Origin of the sequence: Pseudomonas sp. CROZ-RG-20F-R04-15 (genome assembly GCF_022662375.1) — a bacterium.
Taxonomy (GTDB): domain Bacteria; phylum Pseudomonadota; class Gammaproteobacteria; order Pseudomonadales; family Pseudomonadaceae; genus Aquipseudomonas.
Window position 1 is genome coordinate 15,528 of sequence record NZ_JAKNQL010000021.1, and the last position, 16,907, is coordinate 32,434.

The 16,907-nt window shown below is 60.2% G+C and carries 13 protein-coding genes; 2 read left to right on the forward strand and 11 right to left on the reverse strand.

The genetic code is table 11. From position 1 onward, the window contains the following. Positions 1-5: 5 nt before the first annotated feature. The gene (locus tag L8H52_RS23495) at positions 6-599 is read right to left on the reverse strand and encodes an aminodeoxychorismate/anthranilate synthase component II (protein ID WP_077574753.1); all 594 of its coding nucleotides are present in this window, start codon (positions 597-599) and stop codon (positions 6-8) included. 408 nt (positions 600-1,007) lie between these two features. Between L8H52_RS23495 and estP the strand changes: the two genes are divergently transcribed. After that, a complete protein-coding gene (estP, locus tag L8H52_RS23500) occupies positions 1,008-2,915 on the forward strand; it encodes an esterase EstP (RefSeq protein WP_242208933.1) in 1,908 nt (635 codons plus the stop codon). A 168-nt stretch (positions 2,916-3,083) separates the two neighbouring features. Here estP and trpE read toward each other — a convergent pair whose 3' ends face one another. The 10 genes from trpE to L8H52_RS23550 all read right to left on the reverse strand — a co-directional run bounded on the left by trpE (position 3,084) and on the right by L8H52_RS23550 (position 15,733). After that, positions 3,084-4,562 carry an anthranilate synthase component I gene (trpE, locus tag L8H52_RS23505; protein WP_242208934.1) on the reverse strand — a complete coding sequence of 493 codons (1,479 nt, stop codon included), beginning with the start codon at positions 4,560-4,562 and terminating at the stop codon, positions 3,084-3,086. A 71-nt stretch (positions 4,563-4,633) separates the two neighbouring features. Then, a complete protein-coding gene (locus L8H52_RS23510; RefSeq protein WP_242208935.1) occupies positions 4,634-5,452 on the reverse strand; it encodes a phosphoglycolate phosphatase in 819 nt (272 codons plus the stop codon). After that, positions 5,449-6,123, reverse strand: coding sequence for a ribulose-phosphate 3-epimerase (gene rpe, locus L8H52_RS23515; RefSeq protein ID WP_007918813.1), 675 nt, complete (start codon positions 6,121-6,123; stop codon positions 5,449-5,451). The genes L8H52_RS23510 and rpe overlap by 4 nt, the downstream gene beginning before the upstream one ends. Positions 6,124-6,237: 114 nt before the next feature. Continuing rightward, entirely contained in the window at positions 6,238-7,386 is a 1,149-nt protein-coding gene (locus L8H52_RS23520) for an iron-containing alcohol dehydrogenase (protein ID WP_242208936.1), read from the reverse strand. Between the two features lie 392 nt (positions 7,387-7,778). After that, positions 7,779-8,603 (reverse strand): ABC transporter permease, encoded by an 825-nt coding sequence (locus tag L8H52_RS23525; protein ID WP_242208937.1) that lies wholly within the window; start codon positions 8,601-8,603, stop codon positions 7,779-7,781. A gap of 12 nt (positions 8,604-8,615) precedes the next feature. After that, positions 8,616-9,863, reverse strand: a complete 1,248-nt coding sequence (locus L8H52_RS23530; RefSeq protein ID WP_242208938.1) for an ABC transporter permease — start codon at positions 9,861-9,863, stop codon at positions 8,616-8,618. Positions 9,864-10,057: 194 nt separating this feature from the next. Continuing rightward, on the reverse strand, positions 10,058-11,101 hold the full coding sequence (locus tag L8H52_RS23535) for an ABC transporter substrate-binding protein (protein ID WP_016983607.1): 1,044 nt from the start codon (positions 11,099-11,101) through the stop codon (positions 10,058-10,060). A gap of 48 nt (positions 11,102-11,149) precedes the next feature. Beyond that, positions 11,150-12,274 carry an ABC transporter ATP-binding protein gene (locus L8H52_RS23540; protein ID WP_242208939.1) on the reverse strand — a complete coding sequence of 375 codons (1,125 nt, stop codon included), beginning with the start codon at positions 12,272-12,274 and terminating at the stop codon, positions 11,150-11,152. Between the two features lie 347 nt (positions 12,275-12,621). Then, positions 12,622-13,251: a response regulator transcription factor gene (locus L8H52_RS23545; RefSeq protein ID WP_064119301.1), complete on the reverse strand. Its 630-nt coding sequence runs from the start codon at positions 13,249-13,251 to the stop codon at positions 12,622-12,624. A gap of 85 nt (positions 13,252-13,336) precedes the next feature. Next, positions 13,337-15,733 (reverse strand): sensor histidine kinase, encoded by a 2,397-nt coding sequence (locus L8H52_RS23550; protein WP_242208940.1) that lies wholly within the window; start codon positions 15,731-15,733, stop codon positions 13,337-13,339. 73 nt (positions 15,734-15,806) lie between these two features. Here L8H52_RS23550 and L8H52_RS23555 point away from each other — a divergent pair, with 73 nt between their 5' ends. After that, a complete protein-coding gene (locus L8H52_RS23555; RefSeq protein WP_242208941.1) occupies positions 15,807-16,796 on the forward strand; it encodes an alpha/beta hydrolase family protein in 990 nt (329 codons plus the stop codon). Positions 16,797-16,907 lie beyond the last annotated feature (111 nt).

The window sequence follows — 16,907 nt, forward strand, 5'->3', positions numbered from 1 at the left end:
AGTCCTTAGCGCGTGCCGCCGGTTTGTTTGAGGAAGTTGGCAAACAGCTCATGACCCTGTTCGGTCAGGATCGACTCAGGGTGAAACTGTACGCCCTCAATGTTCAGGGTCTTATGACGCAGGCCCATGATTTCGTCGACCGAACCGTCATCGTGTTGGGTCCACGCAGTCAGTTCCAGGCAATCGGGCAAAGTATCGTGTTTGACGATCAGCGAGTGGTAACGGGTGACGGTCAACGGATGATTGAGGCCGGCGAAAACGCCCTTGTCCTCGTGGAATACCGGACTAGTCTTACCGTGCATCACTTGACGGGCGCGGACTACATCGCCGCCAAAAGCCTGGCCGATGGACTGGTGACCCAGGCAGACGCCGAGGATCGGCAGTTTGCCGGCAAAGTACTTGATGGCTTCGATGGAGATGCCGGCTTCGGTCGGCGTGCAAGGACCGGGGGAAACCACGATGCGCTCAGGCTTGAGCGCTTCGATTTCAGCGATGGTCAGTTCGTCGTTGCGCACAACCTTGACCTCGGCACCCAGTTCACCAAGGTATTGCACAACGTTGTAAGTAAAGGAGTCGTAGTTGTCGATCATCAGCAACATGGCGTGTCGAACCTCTTGAATTCTGATTTGGAAACAGCCTTCAGATGACTTGCCCGCAGGGCGCTGCACGATGTCGGACGCAGATAGATGCGTCGGCACAGCGGCATTTCAAACAGGCAAGGAAGGCAAAGCGATACAGATCCGGCGGGGCCGGCAGAAAAGATTCAGGCGCGCCAACGCCAGCGGGCGTGTGCCTTGATGACTTGATCCAGAAGTTTGCTGGTGATCAACACGGGGGAGGTCTCGTTCATACGTTCCGGCACAGTAACTTAGCTGGGCGGAGCGTGCAATATGGCCGGGCCTTTGGGGGATAAATCCAGGGGAGGGTTCGCGACCGATGGCAAAACGCCGGGAGTTTTTGGTACTGTCGTTTCGTTCACCTACAACAATAAATAAACGGACTTGCTCATGATCAAACAGACGTTGTTTGTACCGCTGGCTGGCTGCTTGCTCGCACTGGCCTGTGCCCAAGCCAATGCTGCGCCCAATCCCTATTCGAATTTCATTGTTTTTGGCGACAGTCTGAATGACGCCGGGACCTTCGCCGACACTGGCGGCCCGGCCGGTTCGACTCAGCGCTACACCAACCGCACAGGTCCCGTGTATCTGGATGGCAGCGGTGAGCAGCGCTCGCTGAACTCCACACAATTGCTGGGTGGACGCCTGGGGTTCACACCCGATCAGACCGCCTCTTCAAGCTCGGCGGTGCGCGCCGGGAATGGCCAGCCCGATGGCAACAACTGGGCAGTGGGCGGCTATCGCACCGACCAGATCCTCGACTCGATCACGACGCAATCCGCCACCGGTGAACGCACTCGCGCCGGTTATCTGCCATCGAACGGTTTCCGCGCCGATCCAAATGCGCTGTATTACATTTCCGGCGGCGGTAACGACTTCCTGCAAGGCCGCATTCTCAGCCTGCCGCAAGCCAACGCAGCAGCGGACCGCCTCGCTGACAGTGTGCAGACTCTGCAAACTGCCGGCGCCAAATATGTGATGGTCTGGCTGTTACCCGACGTCGGTCTCACGCCGGCCATCAACGGCACTCCGCTGCAAGCGTTCAGCAGTCAGCTCGCGGGCCAGTTCAACAATCAGTTGGTCACACGCCTGCAAGGCATCAACGCCGAGATTATTCCGCTGAACATTCCGGTGCTGCTGTCGGAAGTGTTTGCCGACCCGGGACGCTTTGGCCTCGCGACCGATCAGAACCTGACCGCGACCTGCTTCAGTGGCAGCGGCTGCACCGCAAACGCCCGTTACGGAATCAACAGTGCCACGCCGGATCCGACCAAGCTGATTTACAACGACGGCGTGCACCCGACCGAAGCCGGACAGAAACTGATCTCCGACTACGCCTATTCCCTCCTCGCCGCGCCGTGGGAACTGACGCTGCTACCAGAGATGGCCCACGCCACCCTGCGCGCGCATCAGGATGAACTGCGCAACCAATGGCAGGCAGACTGGGAGAACTGGCAAGCGGTCGGCCAATGGCGCGCTATTGTTTCGGCGGGCGGCCAGCATCTGGATGTCGACAGCCAAAGCAGCGGCGTCAGCGCCGACGGCAGTGGTTACAACCTCAACGTCGGTGGCAGCTATCGCTTGAATGAGGCCTGGCGCGTCGGTGTCGCTGGCGGTTTCTACCGGCAGAACCTGGAAGCCGGGCACAACGACTCGGACTACAAACTCAACAGTTACATGGCCACGGCATTTGCCCAGTTCCAGCAGAACCGCTGGTGGGCTGACGCGGCGTTGACCGGCGGCAAACTCGACTACGACAACCTCAAGCGCAAGTTTGATCTGGGCGTCAGCGAAGGTGCGGAAAAAGGCGATACCGACGGCAGCCTGTGGGCTTTCAGCGCCCGTGTCGGTTACGACATTGCCCAGCCGGGCAGCGAGTGGCACCTGTCGCCGTTCGTCAGTGCCGACTACGCCAGCGTTGATGTCGATGGTTATTCGGAGAAGAGCAACCGCGCCACAGCGTTGACCTTCGATGATCAGACTCGCGATTCGAAACGCCTGGGTCTGGGTTTGCAGGGCAAGTACAACTTCACCCCGCAAACGCAGGTGTTCGGCGAGTACGCTCACGAGCGTGAGTACGAAGATGACGTGCAGAAGGTCCGCATCGCGCTCAACACCTTGCCGGCGAATGACTTCAAGCTTGAGGGCTATACGCCGCAGAGTCATTTGAACCGCTTGAGTCTGGGCGTGAGTCACAAGCTCACGGCTGATCTGGCGCTGCGCGGCGGTTACTCGTTGCGCAAGGATGATGATTTTACCCAGCAGGGCGTTAACGTCGGCGTTGTGCTCGACTTCTAAAACACCAGCACAAGAAAAGCGGCGCCCTTACAGGCGCCGCTTTTTTATGGCTACACACAAATCAAATGTGGGAGCGAGCCTGCTCGCGAAGAGGGTGTGTCAGCCACCATTGATGTTGGCTGACCCAGCGCTTTCGCGAGCAGGCTCGCTCCCACAGGGGATCAGTGATCAGTCCGGGGTTTGTTCGGCCAAGGCCACGGCGCGGAACATCGCGCGGCGCTTGTTCAGGGTTTCTTCCCATTCCAGCGCCGGCACCGAGTCGGCAACGATGCCACCACCGGCCTGCACGTGCAGTTCGCCGTTCTTGATCACCGCCGTGCGAATGGCAATCGCGGTGTCCATGTTGCCGTTCCAGGCGAAGTAACCGACCGCCCCGCCATACACGCCACGCTTGACCGGCTCCAGCTCGTCGATGATTTCCATCGCACGAATCTTCGGCGCGCCCGACAAGGTACCAGCCGGCAGAATCGCCCGCAGTGCGTCCATCGCCGTCAGTCCTTGTTTCAACTGGCCGGTGACGTTGGAGACGATGTGCATCACGTTGGAATAACGCTCGATGACCATTTTCTCGGTGAGCTTCACCGAGCCGATTTCCGAAACGCGCCCCGTATCGTTTCGACCGAGGTCGATCAGCATCAAGTGCTCGGCGATCTCCTTGTCGTCCGACAGCAGGTCTTCTTCCAGCGCCACGTCCGCTTCTTCGGTCGCGCCACGTGGGCGAGTGCCGGCAATCGGGCGCACGGTGATCAAATTGTCTTCAACACGCACCAGCACTTCCGGCGAACTGCCGACGACGTGGAAGTCGCCGAAGTTGAAGAAATACATGTACGGCGTCGGGTTGAAGCAACGCAGCGCCCGATACAGATCGATCGGTGCAGCCTTGAAGTCAATCGACATGCGCTGCGACGGCACAACCTGCATGCAGTCACCGGCCAGGATGTATTCCTTGATGGTGTCGACGGCTTTTTCGTAATCGTCCTGGGTGAAACTCGAACGAAACACCGGATCAGCCGATTGCTGCTTGCTGAAATCCAGGCCACGACGCGGGGTGATCGGCTGACGCAGTTGCTCCAGCAGTTCCTGCAAACGTGCCTGACCTTGTTCGAAGGCATCGGCCTCGGAAGGATCGGCGAGCACGATCGCGTGCATCTTGCCTGCGAGGTTGTCGAACACTACAACAGCGTCGGAGACCATCAGCAGAATATCCGGCACGCCCAGCGGATCCGGGTTCGGGCATTTGCCCAAACGCTTCTCGACATAGCGCACGCAGTCGTAACCAAAATAACCGACCAGACCACCGTTGAAACGCGGCAGACCCGCGATGGTTGGCACGTTGTAGCGCGCCTTGAAGGTTTCGACGAAGGCCAACGGATCTTCAACGTCGTGGCTTTCGGTTTCGACGCCATCAACGGTGATGCTGACGTGATGGTCGTGAACGCGCATGACCGTGCGGCACGGCAGGCCGATGATCGAGTAACGGCCCCATTTTTCGCCGCCCTGCACCGATTCGAGCAGGTAAGAGTTGGGCTGGTCGGCCAGTTTCAGGTAGATCGACAGCGGTGTGTCGAAGTCGGCCAGGGTTTCGCAGGCCAACGGAATGCGGTTGTAGCCGTCAGCGGCCAAGCGCAGGAATTCTTCGCGGATCATAAGGTGCCTCGTGGTGTGAGGGGCAAATCAGTCAGGTATGCAAACGCGCCGGCAGGCCGGCCAGGAACAAGTCAGGCGCGCCAACGCCAGCGGGCCAGAGCCTTGATGACTTTCATCCAGAGTTTGCGAGTGACCACCACGATGGCGTTTCCAGAATGGGATTGAGAGGCGTCGGGCAACGTTATCCCAGCGGCCGTACCGAGGCAACCGGGAATTAGCTTGCGCAGATCGTCGATGACCAGCGCCGGCGACTCTTCGGCAATTGGACGGCCGTGGTTGTAGCCGTAACTCAGGGCCACGCACTTGACCCCCGCCGCTTTCGCCGCAAGCACGTCGCTGCGCGAGTCGCCGACGAACAACGATTGCGAGGCCGGAATGTTGGCCATTTTCATCACGAAGAACAACGCTGCAGGATCGGGCTTCTTCTGCGGCAAGGTATCGCCGCCGATGATCCACTTGAAGTAGCGGCCGATCTTCATCTGATCCAGCAACGGCGCAACGAAACGCTCCGGCTTGTTGGTGATCAGCGCCATGGCCACGCCTTGCTTGTGCAGCCACTTGAGGGTGTCGCGCACGCCAGGGTAGACCACGGTCAGCTCATGGCTGGCGCCGTAAGCCTCCATGAACACTTCCAGCGCATGCTCGGCCTCGACGTCATCCACCGCCGAATGATCGATGCCAGCGGCCAAAGCGCGGCGTACCAGCACTGGCGCGCCGTTGCCGACCCACTCGCGCACCGCTTCGATGCCCGCAGGCTGGCGGCCGAGGGAGAGCAGCATGGTGTCCACCGCCGCTGCCAGGTCTGGAACCGAGTCGATCAGCGTGCCATCCAGATCGAACATCACCAGCCGTGGCAGTTTTCCCGGGAACAGCTGCTCAAATCCGCTCATGGACGAGCCAGCGCCAGTTCGGAACGCATCTTATCGATGACTTCCTGGTAGTTCGGCGCATTGAAGATCGCCGAGCCGGCAACAAAGGTGTCAGCGCCAGCCGCGGCGATTTCGCGGATGTTGTTGACGTTGACGCCGCCGTCGATTTCCAGACGGATGTCACGGCCCGAGGCATCGATGATCGCCCGCGCTTCGCGCAGTTTGTCGAGGGTGCCGGGGATGAACTTCTGCCCGCCGAAGCCCGGGTTGACGCTCATCAGCAAGACCATGTCGACCTTGTCGATCACATACTTGAGTACGTCCAGCGGAGTCGCCGGGTTGAACACCAGACCGGATTTGCAGCCGCCTTCACGGATCAGCTGCAGCGAGCGATCAACGTGCAGCGTGGCTTCCGGGTGGAAGGTGATGTAAGTCGCGCCGGCTTCGATGAAGTCGCCAACGATACGATCCACCGGGCTGACCATCAAGTGTGCGTCGATTGGCGCGGTGACGCCGTATTTGCGCAATGCCGCGCAGACCATCGGACCGATGGTCAGGTTCGGCACATAGTGGTTGTCCATGACGTCGAAGTGGACAAAGTCGGCGCCAGCGGCCAGAACGTTGTCGACTTCTTCGCCGAGGCGGGCGAAGTCGGCGGAGAGAATCGACGGAGCAATTACGAAGGGCTGCATGACGCACCTTTTCTGAGCTAAATCACGATGGCGCGCATTGTATACCTCAAGTTTCCAAGCGCGCACCGTGACCGCGATGATTGGGTTGTGCCATGGCGGATGACCGGCGCTGACTCAATACGCCGCGCGGTAGATCTTCTCGATGTCGACAGCGCTGAGTTTGCGCGGGTTGTTGCGCATCAGCCGCTCAATGCCCGCCGCTTCCACGGCCATCGCCGGGATCGCCTCTTCCGGCACACCAAAACTGCGCAGCCCGGCCGGGATTTCCACGGCCGCGCACAAGTCGGTCATGGCCTGCACGGCTTTGTCTGCGGCCTCGGCGGCACTCAGATGAGCGGTCTTCACCCCCATGGCTTCGGCAATATCCTGCATGCGTTCAACGCAAGCCATCTTGTTCCAGGTCATGACATACGGCAGCAGCAACGCATTGCTCACGCCATGAGCGATGTTGAAGCGCCCGCCCAGCGGATACGCCAGCGCATGCACCGCGCCGACCCCGGCATTACCGAACGCCATACCGGCCATCAGGCTGGCGGTGGCCATGTCTTCGCGCGCTTGCAGGTTGGCGCCGTTGGCGTAGGCCTTGGGCAACGCATTGGCGATCAACTTGATGGCGCCGATGGCCAGGGAGTCGGTGATCGGCGAGGCGTTGACCGACAGGTAGGATTCGATAGCGTGCACCAGCGCGTCGACACCACTGGCGGCGGTGACGCTGCGTGGGCAGGTCAGGGTCATCTGCGGGCTGACCAGCGCGACGTCCGGCAATAGATAGTCGCTGACGATGCCTTTCTTCAGTTGCGCGACTTTGTCCGAAAGGATTGCGACGTTAGTGACTTCGGAACCGGTGCCGGCGGTGGTCGGGATGGCGATCAGCGGCGGGCCTTTGCGTGGTACCTGGTCGACACCGAACAGATCTTCCAGTGCGCCGTGGTAACCGGCATAGGCCGCGACACTTTTGGCGATGTCGATGGCACTGCCGCCACCGAGGCCGATCAAGCCGTCATGCCCGCCCTCGCGGTAGACGCGCATGCAATCTTCGACGATTGCGATTTCCGGGTCGGGCAGTACGCGATCGAAAATCTCGTAGTCGCGCCCGCCCAATTGGCACAGCGCCAGCTCAACGGTGCCGGATTTGACCAGCGCGGCGTCGGTGACGATAAGTGGGTTGTCGATGTCCAGGCGCGTGAGTTCAGCGGCCAGTTGCTCGATGGCTCCGGCGCCGGTGATCAGTTTGTGAGCGATTTTGAACTGGGACAGACTCATCGTGCGCAGCCTCTTATAGATGTGGGAGCTGGGCACAAGATTAGCTGGGGTTTTGGGGTTGTCTGCTATTCAGGTGGTGAATGGTTGATCGGTTAGAAGGTCAAGAGCCCCTCACCCTAGCCCTCTCCCAGAGGGAGAGGGGACTGATCGAGGTGAATGTGAGAGGTACACCGACTTGAGATACCGAGTCGAACTCGGGTTTTGAACAGCGCAACGATCTGCTCCCTTCCCCACCGAAGGTAAAAAGACTGACCGAGGTGGATGGAGGAGACACACCGACGTGCGATGCCGAGTCGAACTCAGATTCTGAACAGCACGAATATCTGCTCCCTTCCCCCTCGCCCCCTTGGGGGAGAGGGCTGGGGTGAGGGGGCAAGCTTTTGATCTGGCCCTTAAACCTGAGCAGTCCGCAGTTTTTCGCTGCGGCCACGTAGCCATTCCAGGGTCAGCAGCAGGATCACGGAGAAAGCGATCAGCAACGTCGCAGCCGCGGCAATCGTCGGACTGAGGTTCTCGCGAATCCCGCTGAACATCTGCCGAGGCAACGTCGCCTGCTCAGGCCCGGCCAGAAACAACGTCACCACCACCTCATCAAACGAAGTCGCAAACGCAAACAGCGCACCCGAAATCACTCCCGGCGCAATCAGCGGCAACGTCACCCGCCGAAACGCAGTCAACGGCGAGGCCCCCAAACTGGCAGCAGCTCGCACCAGATTGTGGTTAAAGCCCTGCAATGTCGCCGACACTGTGATGATCACAAACGGCACACCCAGCACCGCGTGCACAACGATCAGCGAGAAGAAGCTGTTGCCCAACCCCAGCGGCGCAAAAAACAGATAACTCGCCACACCAATGATCACCACCGGCACCACCATCGGCGAAATCACCAGCGCCATCACCAGGGACTTGCCGGGGAAGTCACCGCGAGTCAGGCCAATCGCCGCCAGCGTGCCGAAGACCATCGCCAGAACTGTCGCGGCCGGGGCAACGATGATGCTGTTCTTCAGTGCGCGCATCCATTCTGCCGAGGCGAAGAAATCCTGATACCAGTGCAGCGAGAAACCCTGCAGCGGATACACCAGAAAACTACCCGAGTTGAACGACAGCGGAATAATCACCAGCACCGGCAGAATCAGGAACAACAGAATCAGGCCGCAGAGAATCCGCAGGCTGTAGAACCACGCCCGTTCGATGGGCGACATGTAAGGACTCAGCATCTCGAATTCCCCTTAGCTCAGGCGCAGGCGACTGGCGCCGACCAGCCAGCTGTAAATCAGATAAAGTATCACGGTCGCCAGCAGCAACAACCCGCCGAGTGCGGTGGCCATGCCCCAGTTGATGCTGGTGTTGGTGTAGAAGGCGACGAAGTAGCTGACCATTTGATCATTCGGGCTGCCAAGCAGCGCCGGGGTGATGTAGTAGCCGATAGCGAGGATGAACACCAACAGGCAACCGGCGCCGACACCGGCATAGGTCTGCGGGAAGTACACCCGCCAGAAACTGGCGAACGGGTGGCAGCCGAGGGAAATGGCGGCGCGCATGTAGGTCGGCGAGATGCCTTTCATCACGCTGTAGATCGGCAGAATCATGAACGGCAGCAGGATGTGCACCATCGAGATGTACACGCCGGTGCGGTTGAACACCAGTTCCAGCGGTTTATCGATAATGCCCATCGCCATCAGACCACTGTTGATCAGTCCGCCCGATTGCAGGAGTACGATCCACGCCGCCACTCGAACCAGAATCGAGGTCCAGAACGGCAACAGCACCAGAATCATCAGCAGGTTGCTTTGCCGCGAGGGCAGGTTCGCCAGCAGATAAGCCAGTGGATAAGCCAGCAGCAGACAGATCACGGTGATGACCAGGCCCATCCAGAAGGTGCGGGCGAAGATGTCGAGGTAGATCGCTTGATCCGGGGTGGCCGGGGCGATTTCGCCGAGGTCGTCGATGCGGTGATCGACCGCCGCCAGCAGGTAATACGGGGTGATGCTGCTGGTGTTGCGTTTGACCGCTTGCCAGTAAGCCGGATCGCCCCAACGCTCATCGAGACCTTCCAGCGCTTCTTTATAAGAGGCCGGTTCGCTGGCGAAGGGCAGCGCCCGGGCGGTTTTGGTCAGCAGGCTGCGATAGCCGGCCAACTCCATGTTCAAGCGCTTGGACAGATCGCCCAGCGTCTGGTTTTTGCGTGCTTCGGCGAGGTCTTCGCCGGCCGCTTTGTAGACCGGTTCAGCGGGCAGGCCACGGCCGTCCCAACTGGCGATGGCCGCCACGGTGCGCGGCATGCCGCCGACCACTTCGGGGTTACCGACGCTTTTGTAGAGCAGCGCCACGATCGGCACCAGAAACACCAGCAACAGAAACAGCACCAGCGGCGCAATCAGCGCTTGAGCCTTCCAGCGGTTGACCCGCTCGGCGCGCTTGAGCTTCTGCTTCAAGGTGGGGCTGTTGCCCTCGTTCAGGGGAACGGCGATGGCCATGACGTACTCCGCAAATCTTTGATCGTTACAGAGGTGGCGAACCACCGCTGTTGTGTTGAAACACAGCTACCTGTGGGAGCGAGCCTGCTCGCGAAGAGGCCAGCACATACAACATCTATGCTGGCTGATCTACCGCTTTCGCGAGCAGGCTCGCTCCCACAGGGGTGGGCAAGCCCACCCTCACCAGGCTCGGGTTACTTCGCAGCCCAGGAATTGAAGCGCTGCTCCAGTTGCTCGCCGTTGTCAGCCCAGAAGCTGACGTCGATCTGCACCTGGTTGGCGATGTTTTCCGGGGTGGTCGGCATGTCTTTCAGCACATCCTTGGCCAGCAGCGGTACGGCTTGAGTGTTGGCCGGACCGTAAGCGATGTTTTCCGAGTAGGTTTTCTGCTGCTGCGGCTGTACCGAGTAGGCGATGAATTTCTTCGCCGCTTCGGCGCGCTTGGCGTCCAGACCTTTAGGGATGGCCCAGGCGTCGAAGTCGTAGATGCCGCCGTTCCACACCACTTTCAGGTTGGATTCTTTCTGCACGGCAGCGATGCGACCGTTGTAGGCCGAGCTCATCACCACATCGCCAGAAGCGAGGTATTGCGGCGGTTGTGCGCCGGCTTCCCACCATTGGATGTTCGGTTTCAGCTCGTCGAGTTTCTTGAACGCACGATCCTGACCACCCTTGCTCGCCAGCTCTTTGTAGACGTCTTTCGGCGCCACGCCATCGGCCATCAGAGCGAATTCGAGGGTGTACTTGGCGCCTTTGCGCAGGCCACGCTTGCCTGGGAATTTCTTGGTGTCCCAGAAATCTGCCCAACTGGTTGGCGCGGTTTTCAGCTTGTCGGCGTTGTAAGCGAGTACGGTCGACCAAACGAAGAAACCCACGCCGCATGGCTGAATCGCGCCTTTGACGTAGTCTTCAGTCTTGCCGAACAGTGCCGGGTCGAGTTGTTCGAACATGTCTTCGTCGCAACCACGGGACAGCTCTGGCGATTCAACTTCGACCAGATCCCACGACACGCTCTTGGTGTCGACCATGGCTTTGACCTTGGCCATTTCGCCGTTGTACTCGCCAGCGACGATCTTGCCGTTGCCCGCCGCTTCCCACGGTGCGTAGAAGGCTTTGACTTGCGCCGCCTTGTTCGCCCCACCAAACGACACCACGGTCAGATCCGGGCCAGCGGCCATTGCGCTTGCCGCACCCATCAGGCCCAGGGTCAGGGCGGTGAACTTCAGGGATCTCAACATTTATTGTTCTCTCCACGTGCAGGGTTGGTGTTGGTATTGCCGGGGCGATCAGTTCGCCTCTAAAAGCGGATCAAGCGCGCGAACGTGCTCGACCTGCCAGCCAAGCGGAACCACGTCACCGACGGCGAGCGCGGGATCGAGCTCGGCAATCGGCTGTTTCACGAAGAAGTCGGTCTTGCCGCAGACTTCCAGGCGCACCCGGACGTGGTCGCCCAGATAGATGAATTCCGCCACCCTCCCTGAGAAGCGGTTGACGCATTGATCGCTCGAACCGTTGAGGCTGACGCGCTCCGGACGGATCGACAGGGTCACCGGTTCGCCGGTCTGACCGACGTTGACCGCCAGCGCCTCGACCTTTTCGCCTCGGCCCAACTCGACCACGCAACGCTCGCCGCTCTGACTGAGCAGACGGCCGTTGAGGCGGTTGTTTTCGCCGATGAAATTGGCGACGAAGGTGTTTTTTGGTTCTTCGTAAAGGGTGCGTGGTGGGGCGATCTGCTGGATTTCGCCTTGATGGAACACTGCGACGCGGTCGGACATGGTCAGCGCTTCACCCTGATCGTGGGTCACGTAGACCACGGTCACACCGAGGCGCTGGTGCAGGTGTTTGATTTCCATCTGCATGTGTTCACGCAGTTGTTTGTCGAGGGCGCCGAGCGGTTCATCCATCAGCACCAGTTGCGGTTCGAACACCAGCGCACGGGCCAGTGCTACACGTTGCTGCTGACCACCAGATAACTGCGCCGGATAGCGCGAGGCGAACGCGTCGAGCTGAACCATGCTGAGAACTTTCTTCACGCGGTCACTGACGTCGCTTTTGTTCAGGCCACGGACGGTCAGCGGGAACGCGAGGTTTTCAGCGACGGTCATGTGCGGGAACAGCGCGTAGTTCTGAAACACCATGCCGATGTCGCGCTTGTGCGGCGGCACGTTATTGATCGAGCGCCCGGCCAGCAGGATTTCGCCAGCGGTCGGTGTTTCAAACCCGGCGAGCATCATCAGACTGGTGGTCTTGCCGGAACCGGACGGCCCGAGCAGGGTGAGGAATTCGCCTTTGCGGATGTCGAGGTTGAGGTCTTTGACGATCAGGTTCTCGCCGTCGTAGCTCTTCTGCACTCCACGAAAGCTGACCAGCACATCACTGGTCCCTGCGTTTGTATCGACCTGGCTCATACCCACACCTTTGTTGTTGATGACTGCTTGTGGGTTAAGCCTAGTGGCTGCTGACAGGCGCGCAAATCGGGGCGCAGGAGAGAATCGCCTCAGCCGGATGGAAGGTTGGGGGTAGGGATTGCCCTACAAGGATGGCGCTAATGGATAAAGCAGTGGCGAGGGTTGAGCTGCAAGCTGCAAGAACAAGCAAAAGCGCGTGTCGCTAACGGATATGCCACATTCCGGATCCAAAGCAGATCCCTTGTGGGAGCGAGCCTGCTCGCGAATGCGGTGGGCCATCCAGCTTATTCGGTGACTGTTGCACCGCTTTCGCGAGCAGGCTCGCTCCCACAGGGGAACAGTGCTGATCAGAGGAGCTTGTGTTCCATCGCGTATTTGACCAGTTCGGCCAGCGAGGTGATGTTGAGCTTTTGCATCAGCCGCGCCTTATGGGTGCTGATGGTCTTGCTACTGAGGGCCAGTTGCTGGGCGATGTCATTGACATTGGCGCCTTGGGCCAGACGCTCGAACACCGAGAACTCGCGCTCGGACAGCAGCGAGTGCAGCGGCCGCGCATCGGTCAGGCCGACTTCGAAGACCATGCGATCGGCCAGATCCGGATCGATATAGCGCCCACCGGCCGCGACTTTGCGAATCGCCGTGAGCAACAGCGCCGGATCGCTGTCCTTGGTCGCATACCCGGCGGCGCCGACTTTTAATGCTCGCGCAGCCATCTGCGCCTCGTCGTGCATCGACAACACCAGAATCGCCGGTGGATTGTTCAATGCACGGATGCGCGGGATCGCTTCGAGGCCATTGACCCCGGGCATGGAAATGTCCAGCAGTACCACTTCGCACGGCAGGCTGCGCAGAATCTCGAGTAACTGCTCGCCATTGCTCGCCTCGCCCACTACTTGCAGATCCTTGGCCAGGCCAATCAATTGCTTGATGCCTTCGCGGACAATGGTGTGGTCTTCGGCTACCAGTACACGGATCAAATCTTTTCTCCAGATTTCAGGTACACACAAATCCCTGTGGGAGCGAGCCTGCTCGCGATAGCGTCAGCCCAAACACCACAAACCTTCAAACCTCACTCACCGGCACCCGCACCATCAGACTGGTGCCCTCCCCCGGCTCACTCTCCAGCACCAACCGCCCGCCCATGATCAGCACCCGCTCACGCATGCCGACCAAGCCAAACGAAGTCGGCCGACCCGTAGCGGGGGCAAATCCTACGCCATCATCACTGACCGTCAGACACAATTCGTCGCCCTCCAGCGCCAGTGTCAGCTCCACAGTATGCGCCTGGGCATGACGCATCACATTGGTCAGCGCTTCCTGCAAAATCCGGAACAGACCAATCGCCTTGGCATCACTGAGCACCGGCAGATTGTCCGGCACCTGCACCAGACACGGAATCTGCGTACGCGCCTCAAATCGGCGCGCCTGCCACTCGATCGCCGAGGCAATCCCGGCATCGAGAATCGGTGGTCGCAGCGCCGTCGCCACATCACGCACCAGCTGAAACAACTGGGCGATCAGACGCTTCATGCTGTTCAACCGTTCGTTCAGACCGGGGTCGAGTTGCGCGTAGGCCAATTCGCACATCGATGTCTCCAGTTTCAGCACCGTAAGCATCTGCCCTAACTCATCGTGAACCTCGCGGGCAATTCGCGCCTTCTCTTCCTCACGCACGCTCTCAAGGTGCGCTGACAGTTCGCGCAGTTGCTCACGGGATGCCGCCAGCTCAAGCTCGATACGTTTACTCTCGGTGATGTCCCAGACGATGCCATCCCAAACGTAGGCGCCATCCTCCAGTTGTCGGGTAATCGCCTTGATTTCGGCCCAGCGTTGCTCGCCCTGACGCGTGAGGATTCGGCCCTGCCATGACCAGTCGCTATCGGTGTCCAGCGCCTGGTCCTGAGTGCGGTGGTAACTGGCCTTGTCATCCGGATGCACCAGACTGCGCAAGCCCATGTCGCGATGCGCAATAACGGCCGGCGCGTAGCCGACCAGGCTTTCGCTGCCCTCACTGATGTAGGCAAAGTCGATCTGTCCGGTCACCGGCGCGCGCTCGAGACGGAACACCAGCCCCGGCACATTCGCCGCGATGCCTTGCAGGCGCGCCTCGCTTTCCTGCAACGCCGCCAGCGCCCGGCGACGCTCGGTGACATCCGTGAGATAAACCACCAGGTATTCGCTGTCGCGAAAACGCAGAAAACTCAGCGACACGTCCGCTGGAAGAACACTGCCATCGGCGCGCACACAACTGGTTTCGAAACTCAGCGGCCCTTCTTCACTGGCCCGCGCGCGCTTCCACAGATTGAGCCAGCGATCCATGTGCAGACCCGGCTCGAAGTCGATCAATGGCCGTTCGATCAGTCCGCCGGAGGGATACCCGAGCATGATTTCCGCCGCGCGATTGGCGTAGCGCACATGGCTGTCCCAGTTGACCCAGAGGATACCGACGGTGCTTTGATCGATGGAGAACTGGGTCAACCGCAGCGCTTCTTCACTGGCCGCGCGCAAGGCGATGTCTTCCCGGGCCGCCAGTAGTCGCTGTTCGAGGCTGTGCTGTTGGCGGCGTTGCCAGAACACGATCGCAACACAACTGAGCAGCATCACCGCGAACAACAGACTGAGGTTCTGCCAAAAACCCGGTGACTCCGACAGGCGTGGATATTTCGGTTGCAGCCATTGATTGTGCAATTGCTCGAGATCTTTGGCCGGGATCGCGCGCAGCGCACTTTGCACAATGCCGGCCAACTCGGGCCAATCGCGGCGTGAGCCGACTCGCAGGAGTTGTGGCAGGCCAATATCGCCAACCACCACCAGGTCCGAGAACTCCGGCTCTACCGACAAGCGTCCGAGTTGCGCTTCATCGACCACGGCGTAGGCGGCCTGTTGACTCAACAGCAACTGCAAGGCCTGACGCTCGAGCGGCACGCCTTGCAGGTTCAGATGCGGATAGTTGCCACGCAGATAGTCGGCGGTGGTACTGGGCATGCGCACAGCAACACGGACCTGGCTGTCGAGTTTCTCCAGATCGACCACGCCACTGGCCTTCTGATCGCTGACCACCAGTTGCGGCACGCGCATGTACGGATCGGAAAACTGCCACAGGCGCAGCGCACTCGGCGTTTGACTGAGGCCCGGAGCGATATCGATCTCGCCCTCGCGCACCGCGGTTTCCAGTTGTGCGAGATCCTGAAAATTGCGCCAGCTCAGTTCAACACTGAGCGCCTTGGCCAACAACTTCATCAGTTCGACATTGGCCCCGGACAGCCGCTGCAAGCGCCGGTCGTATTGTGCATAGGGCGCTTGCAACACCAGACCGACGCGCAATTCATTGTGCTGCGCCAGCCATTGCTGCTGGCTCGGCGACAACTGCGCGAGATGAGACGGCGGCGCAGGCGCCGCCCAGCCCATCAAGGGAAACCACAAACAGCCGATAACCCACAGGCAGCAAAATCGCTTCATTGAAGTCTCATACACTGACAAATTCTGACCAACCCATTAGGCTGCCGGGATACTTTCTGGCCTGGAATAACCGATGCCCTCTGTCTACCGCCTGGCAATGCCAGCATTGTGCCTGTCGCTGATCCTGCCTTGTGCGTTTTCCGTCGAAGCCGCCGACCCGGCACCTGCCGCCGCTGCGGAAAAACCTGTCGAAGAAAAACCCGCCGAACGCCAGCCACTGCTTGAGCGTAGTCAGGAAGAGGCGGCCGCACTGCAACGTAAGGTCCCGGCGCAAGAACAGCAACAGCTGCAGGCTGGCGGCGATACCTACCTCGCGCTGTGGAAACCGGCCAACACCGCCGAACCCAAAGGTGCGGTGATTATTATCCCCGGCGCTGGCGAAACCGCTGACTGGCCGCAAGCCATCGGCCCGTTGCGGCGCAAATTGCCGGATGCAAAGTGGAGCAGTCTGAGCATCACCCTGCCCGACCTGCAAAGCGATGCCATTGCACCTCGCGTGGTTGAAGCGCCGGCCGTGCCGAAAGCCCCCGAGTCCGGCAGCAAGGACTCCACCACCGCGCAGCCGATCGAGCAAGCCGCCGGCGGTGAAGCCGAAGTGGCGGATCAAGTGGTCGCCGAAACCACTGAAGAACAATCCAAGGCTGACGCCGAACGCATCTTCGCCCGCATCGACGCGGCGATTGCCTACGCCGAACAGCAGAGCGCGCGCAGCATTGTCGTACTCGGACACGGCACCGGCGCCTATTGGGCCGCGCGCTATCTGAGCGAAAAACAAACGGCACAGGTGGAGAAATTCGTCATGGTCGATGCGCAGATGCCGGCCAAGGCCAAGCCGCCCCTGGCCGAACTGACGCCAACGCTGAAGCTGCCGACGGCGGATATTTTCTACATGGACAAGCCGCTGGACCGCAATGCCGCGCTGGAGCGTATGCAGGCGAGCAAACGTTTGAAGACTTCGGCGTTCAGCCAGGTCGCGCTCAAGGCTTTGCCAGATAACAAGGCTGAACAGGAACAGTTGTTCCGCCGGGTGCGGGGCTGGCTGAATCCACAGAACCCGGACTGACCGGTAAACCGCGTCGCCCCCTTCGCGAGCAGGCTCGCTCCCACATTGGATCTGCGTACACAATCCATTGTGGGAGCGAGCTTGCTCGCGAAGGGGCCATCAAAGGCAACA

Excerpts from the sequence above, each read along its gene's own strand:
- L8H52_RS23520 (WP_242208936.1), bottom strand. The coding sequence starts at position 7,386 with ATGAGTCTGTCCCAGTTCAAAATCGCTCACAAACTGATCACCGGCGCC.
- L8H52_RS23540 (WP_242208939.1), bottom strand. The coding sequence starts at position 12,274 with ATGAGCCAGGTCGATACAAACGCAGGGACCAGTGATGTGCTGGTCAGC.
- L8H52_RS23555 (WP_242208941.1), top strand. The coding sequence starts at position 15,807 with ATGCCCTCTGTCTACCGCCTGGCAATGCCAGCATTGTGCCTGTCGCTG.
- L8H52_RS23530 (WP_242208938.1), bottom strand. The coding sequence starts at position 9,863 with ATGGCCATCGCCGTTCCCCTGAACGAGGGCAACAGCCCCACCTTGAAG.
- trpE (WP_242208934.1), bottom strand. The coding sequence starts at position 4,562 with ATGATCCGCGAAGAATTCCTGCGCTTGGCCGCTGACGGCTACAACCGC.
- L8H52_RS23550 (WP_242208940.1), bottom strand. The coding sequence starts at position 15,733 with ATGAAGCGATTTTGCTGCCTGTGGGTTATCGGCTGTTTGTGGTTTCCC.
- L8H52_RS23510 (WP_242208935.1), bottom strand. The coding sequence starts at position 5,452 with ATGAGCGGATTTGAGCAGCTGTTCCCGGGAAAACTGCCACGGCTGGTG.
- L8H52_RS23495 (WP_077574753.1), bottom strand. The coding sequence starts at position 599 with ATGTTGCTGATGATCGACAACTACGACTCCTTTACTTACAACGTTGTG.
- L8H52_RS23525 (WP_242208937.1), bottom strand. The coding sequence starts at position 8,603 with ATGCTGAGTCCTTACATGTCGCCCATCGAACGGGCGTGGTTCTACAGC.
- rpe (WP_007918813.1), bottom strand. The coding sequence starts at position 6,123 with ATGCAGCCCTTCGTAATTGCTCCGTCGATTCTCTCCGCCGACTTCGCC.
- L8H52_RS23535 (WP_016983607.1), bottom strand. The coding sequence starts at position 11,101 with ATGTTGAGATCCCTGAAGTTCACCGCCCTGACCCTGGGCCTGATGGGT.
- estP (WP_242208933.1), top strand. The coding sequence starts at position 1,008 with ATGATCAAACAGACGTTGTTTGTACCGCTGGCTGGCTGCTTGCTCGCA.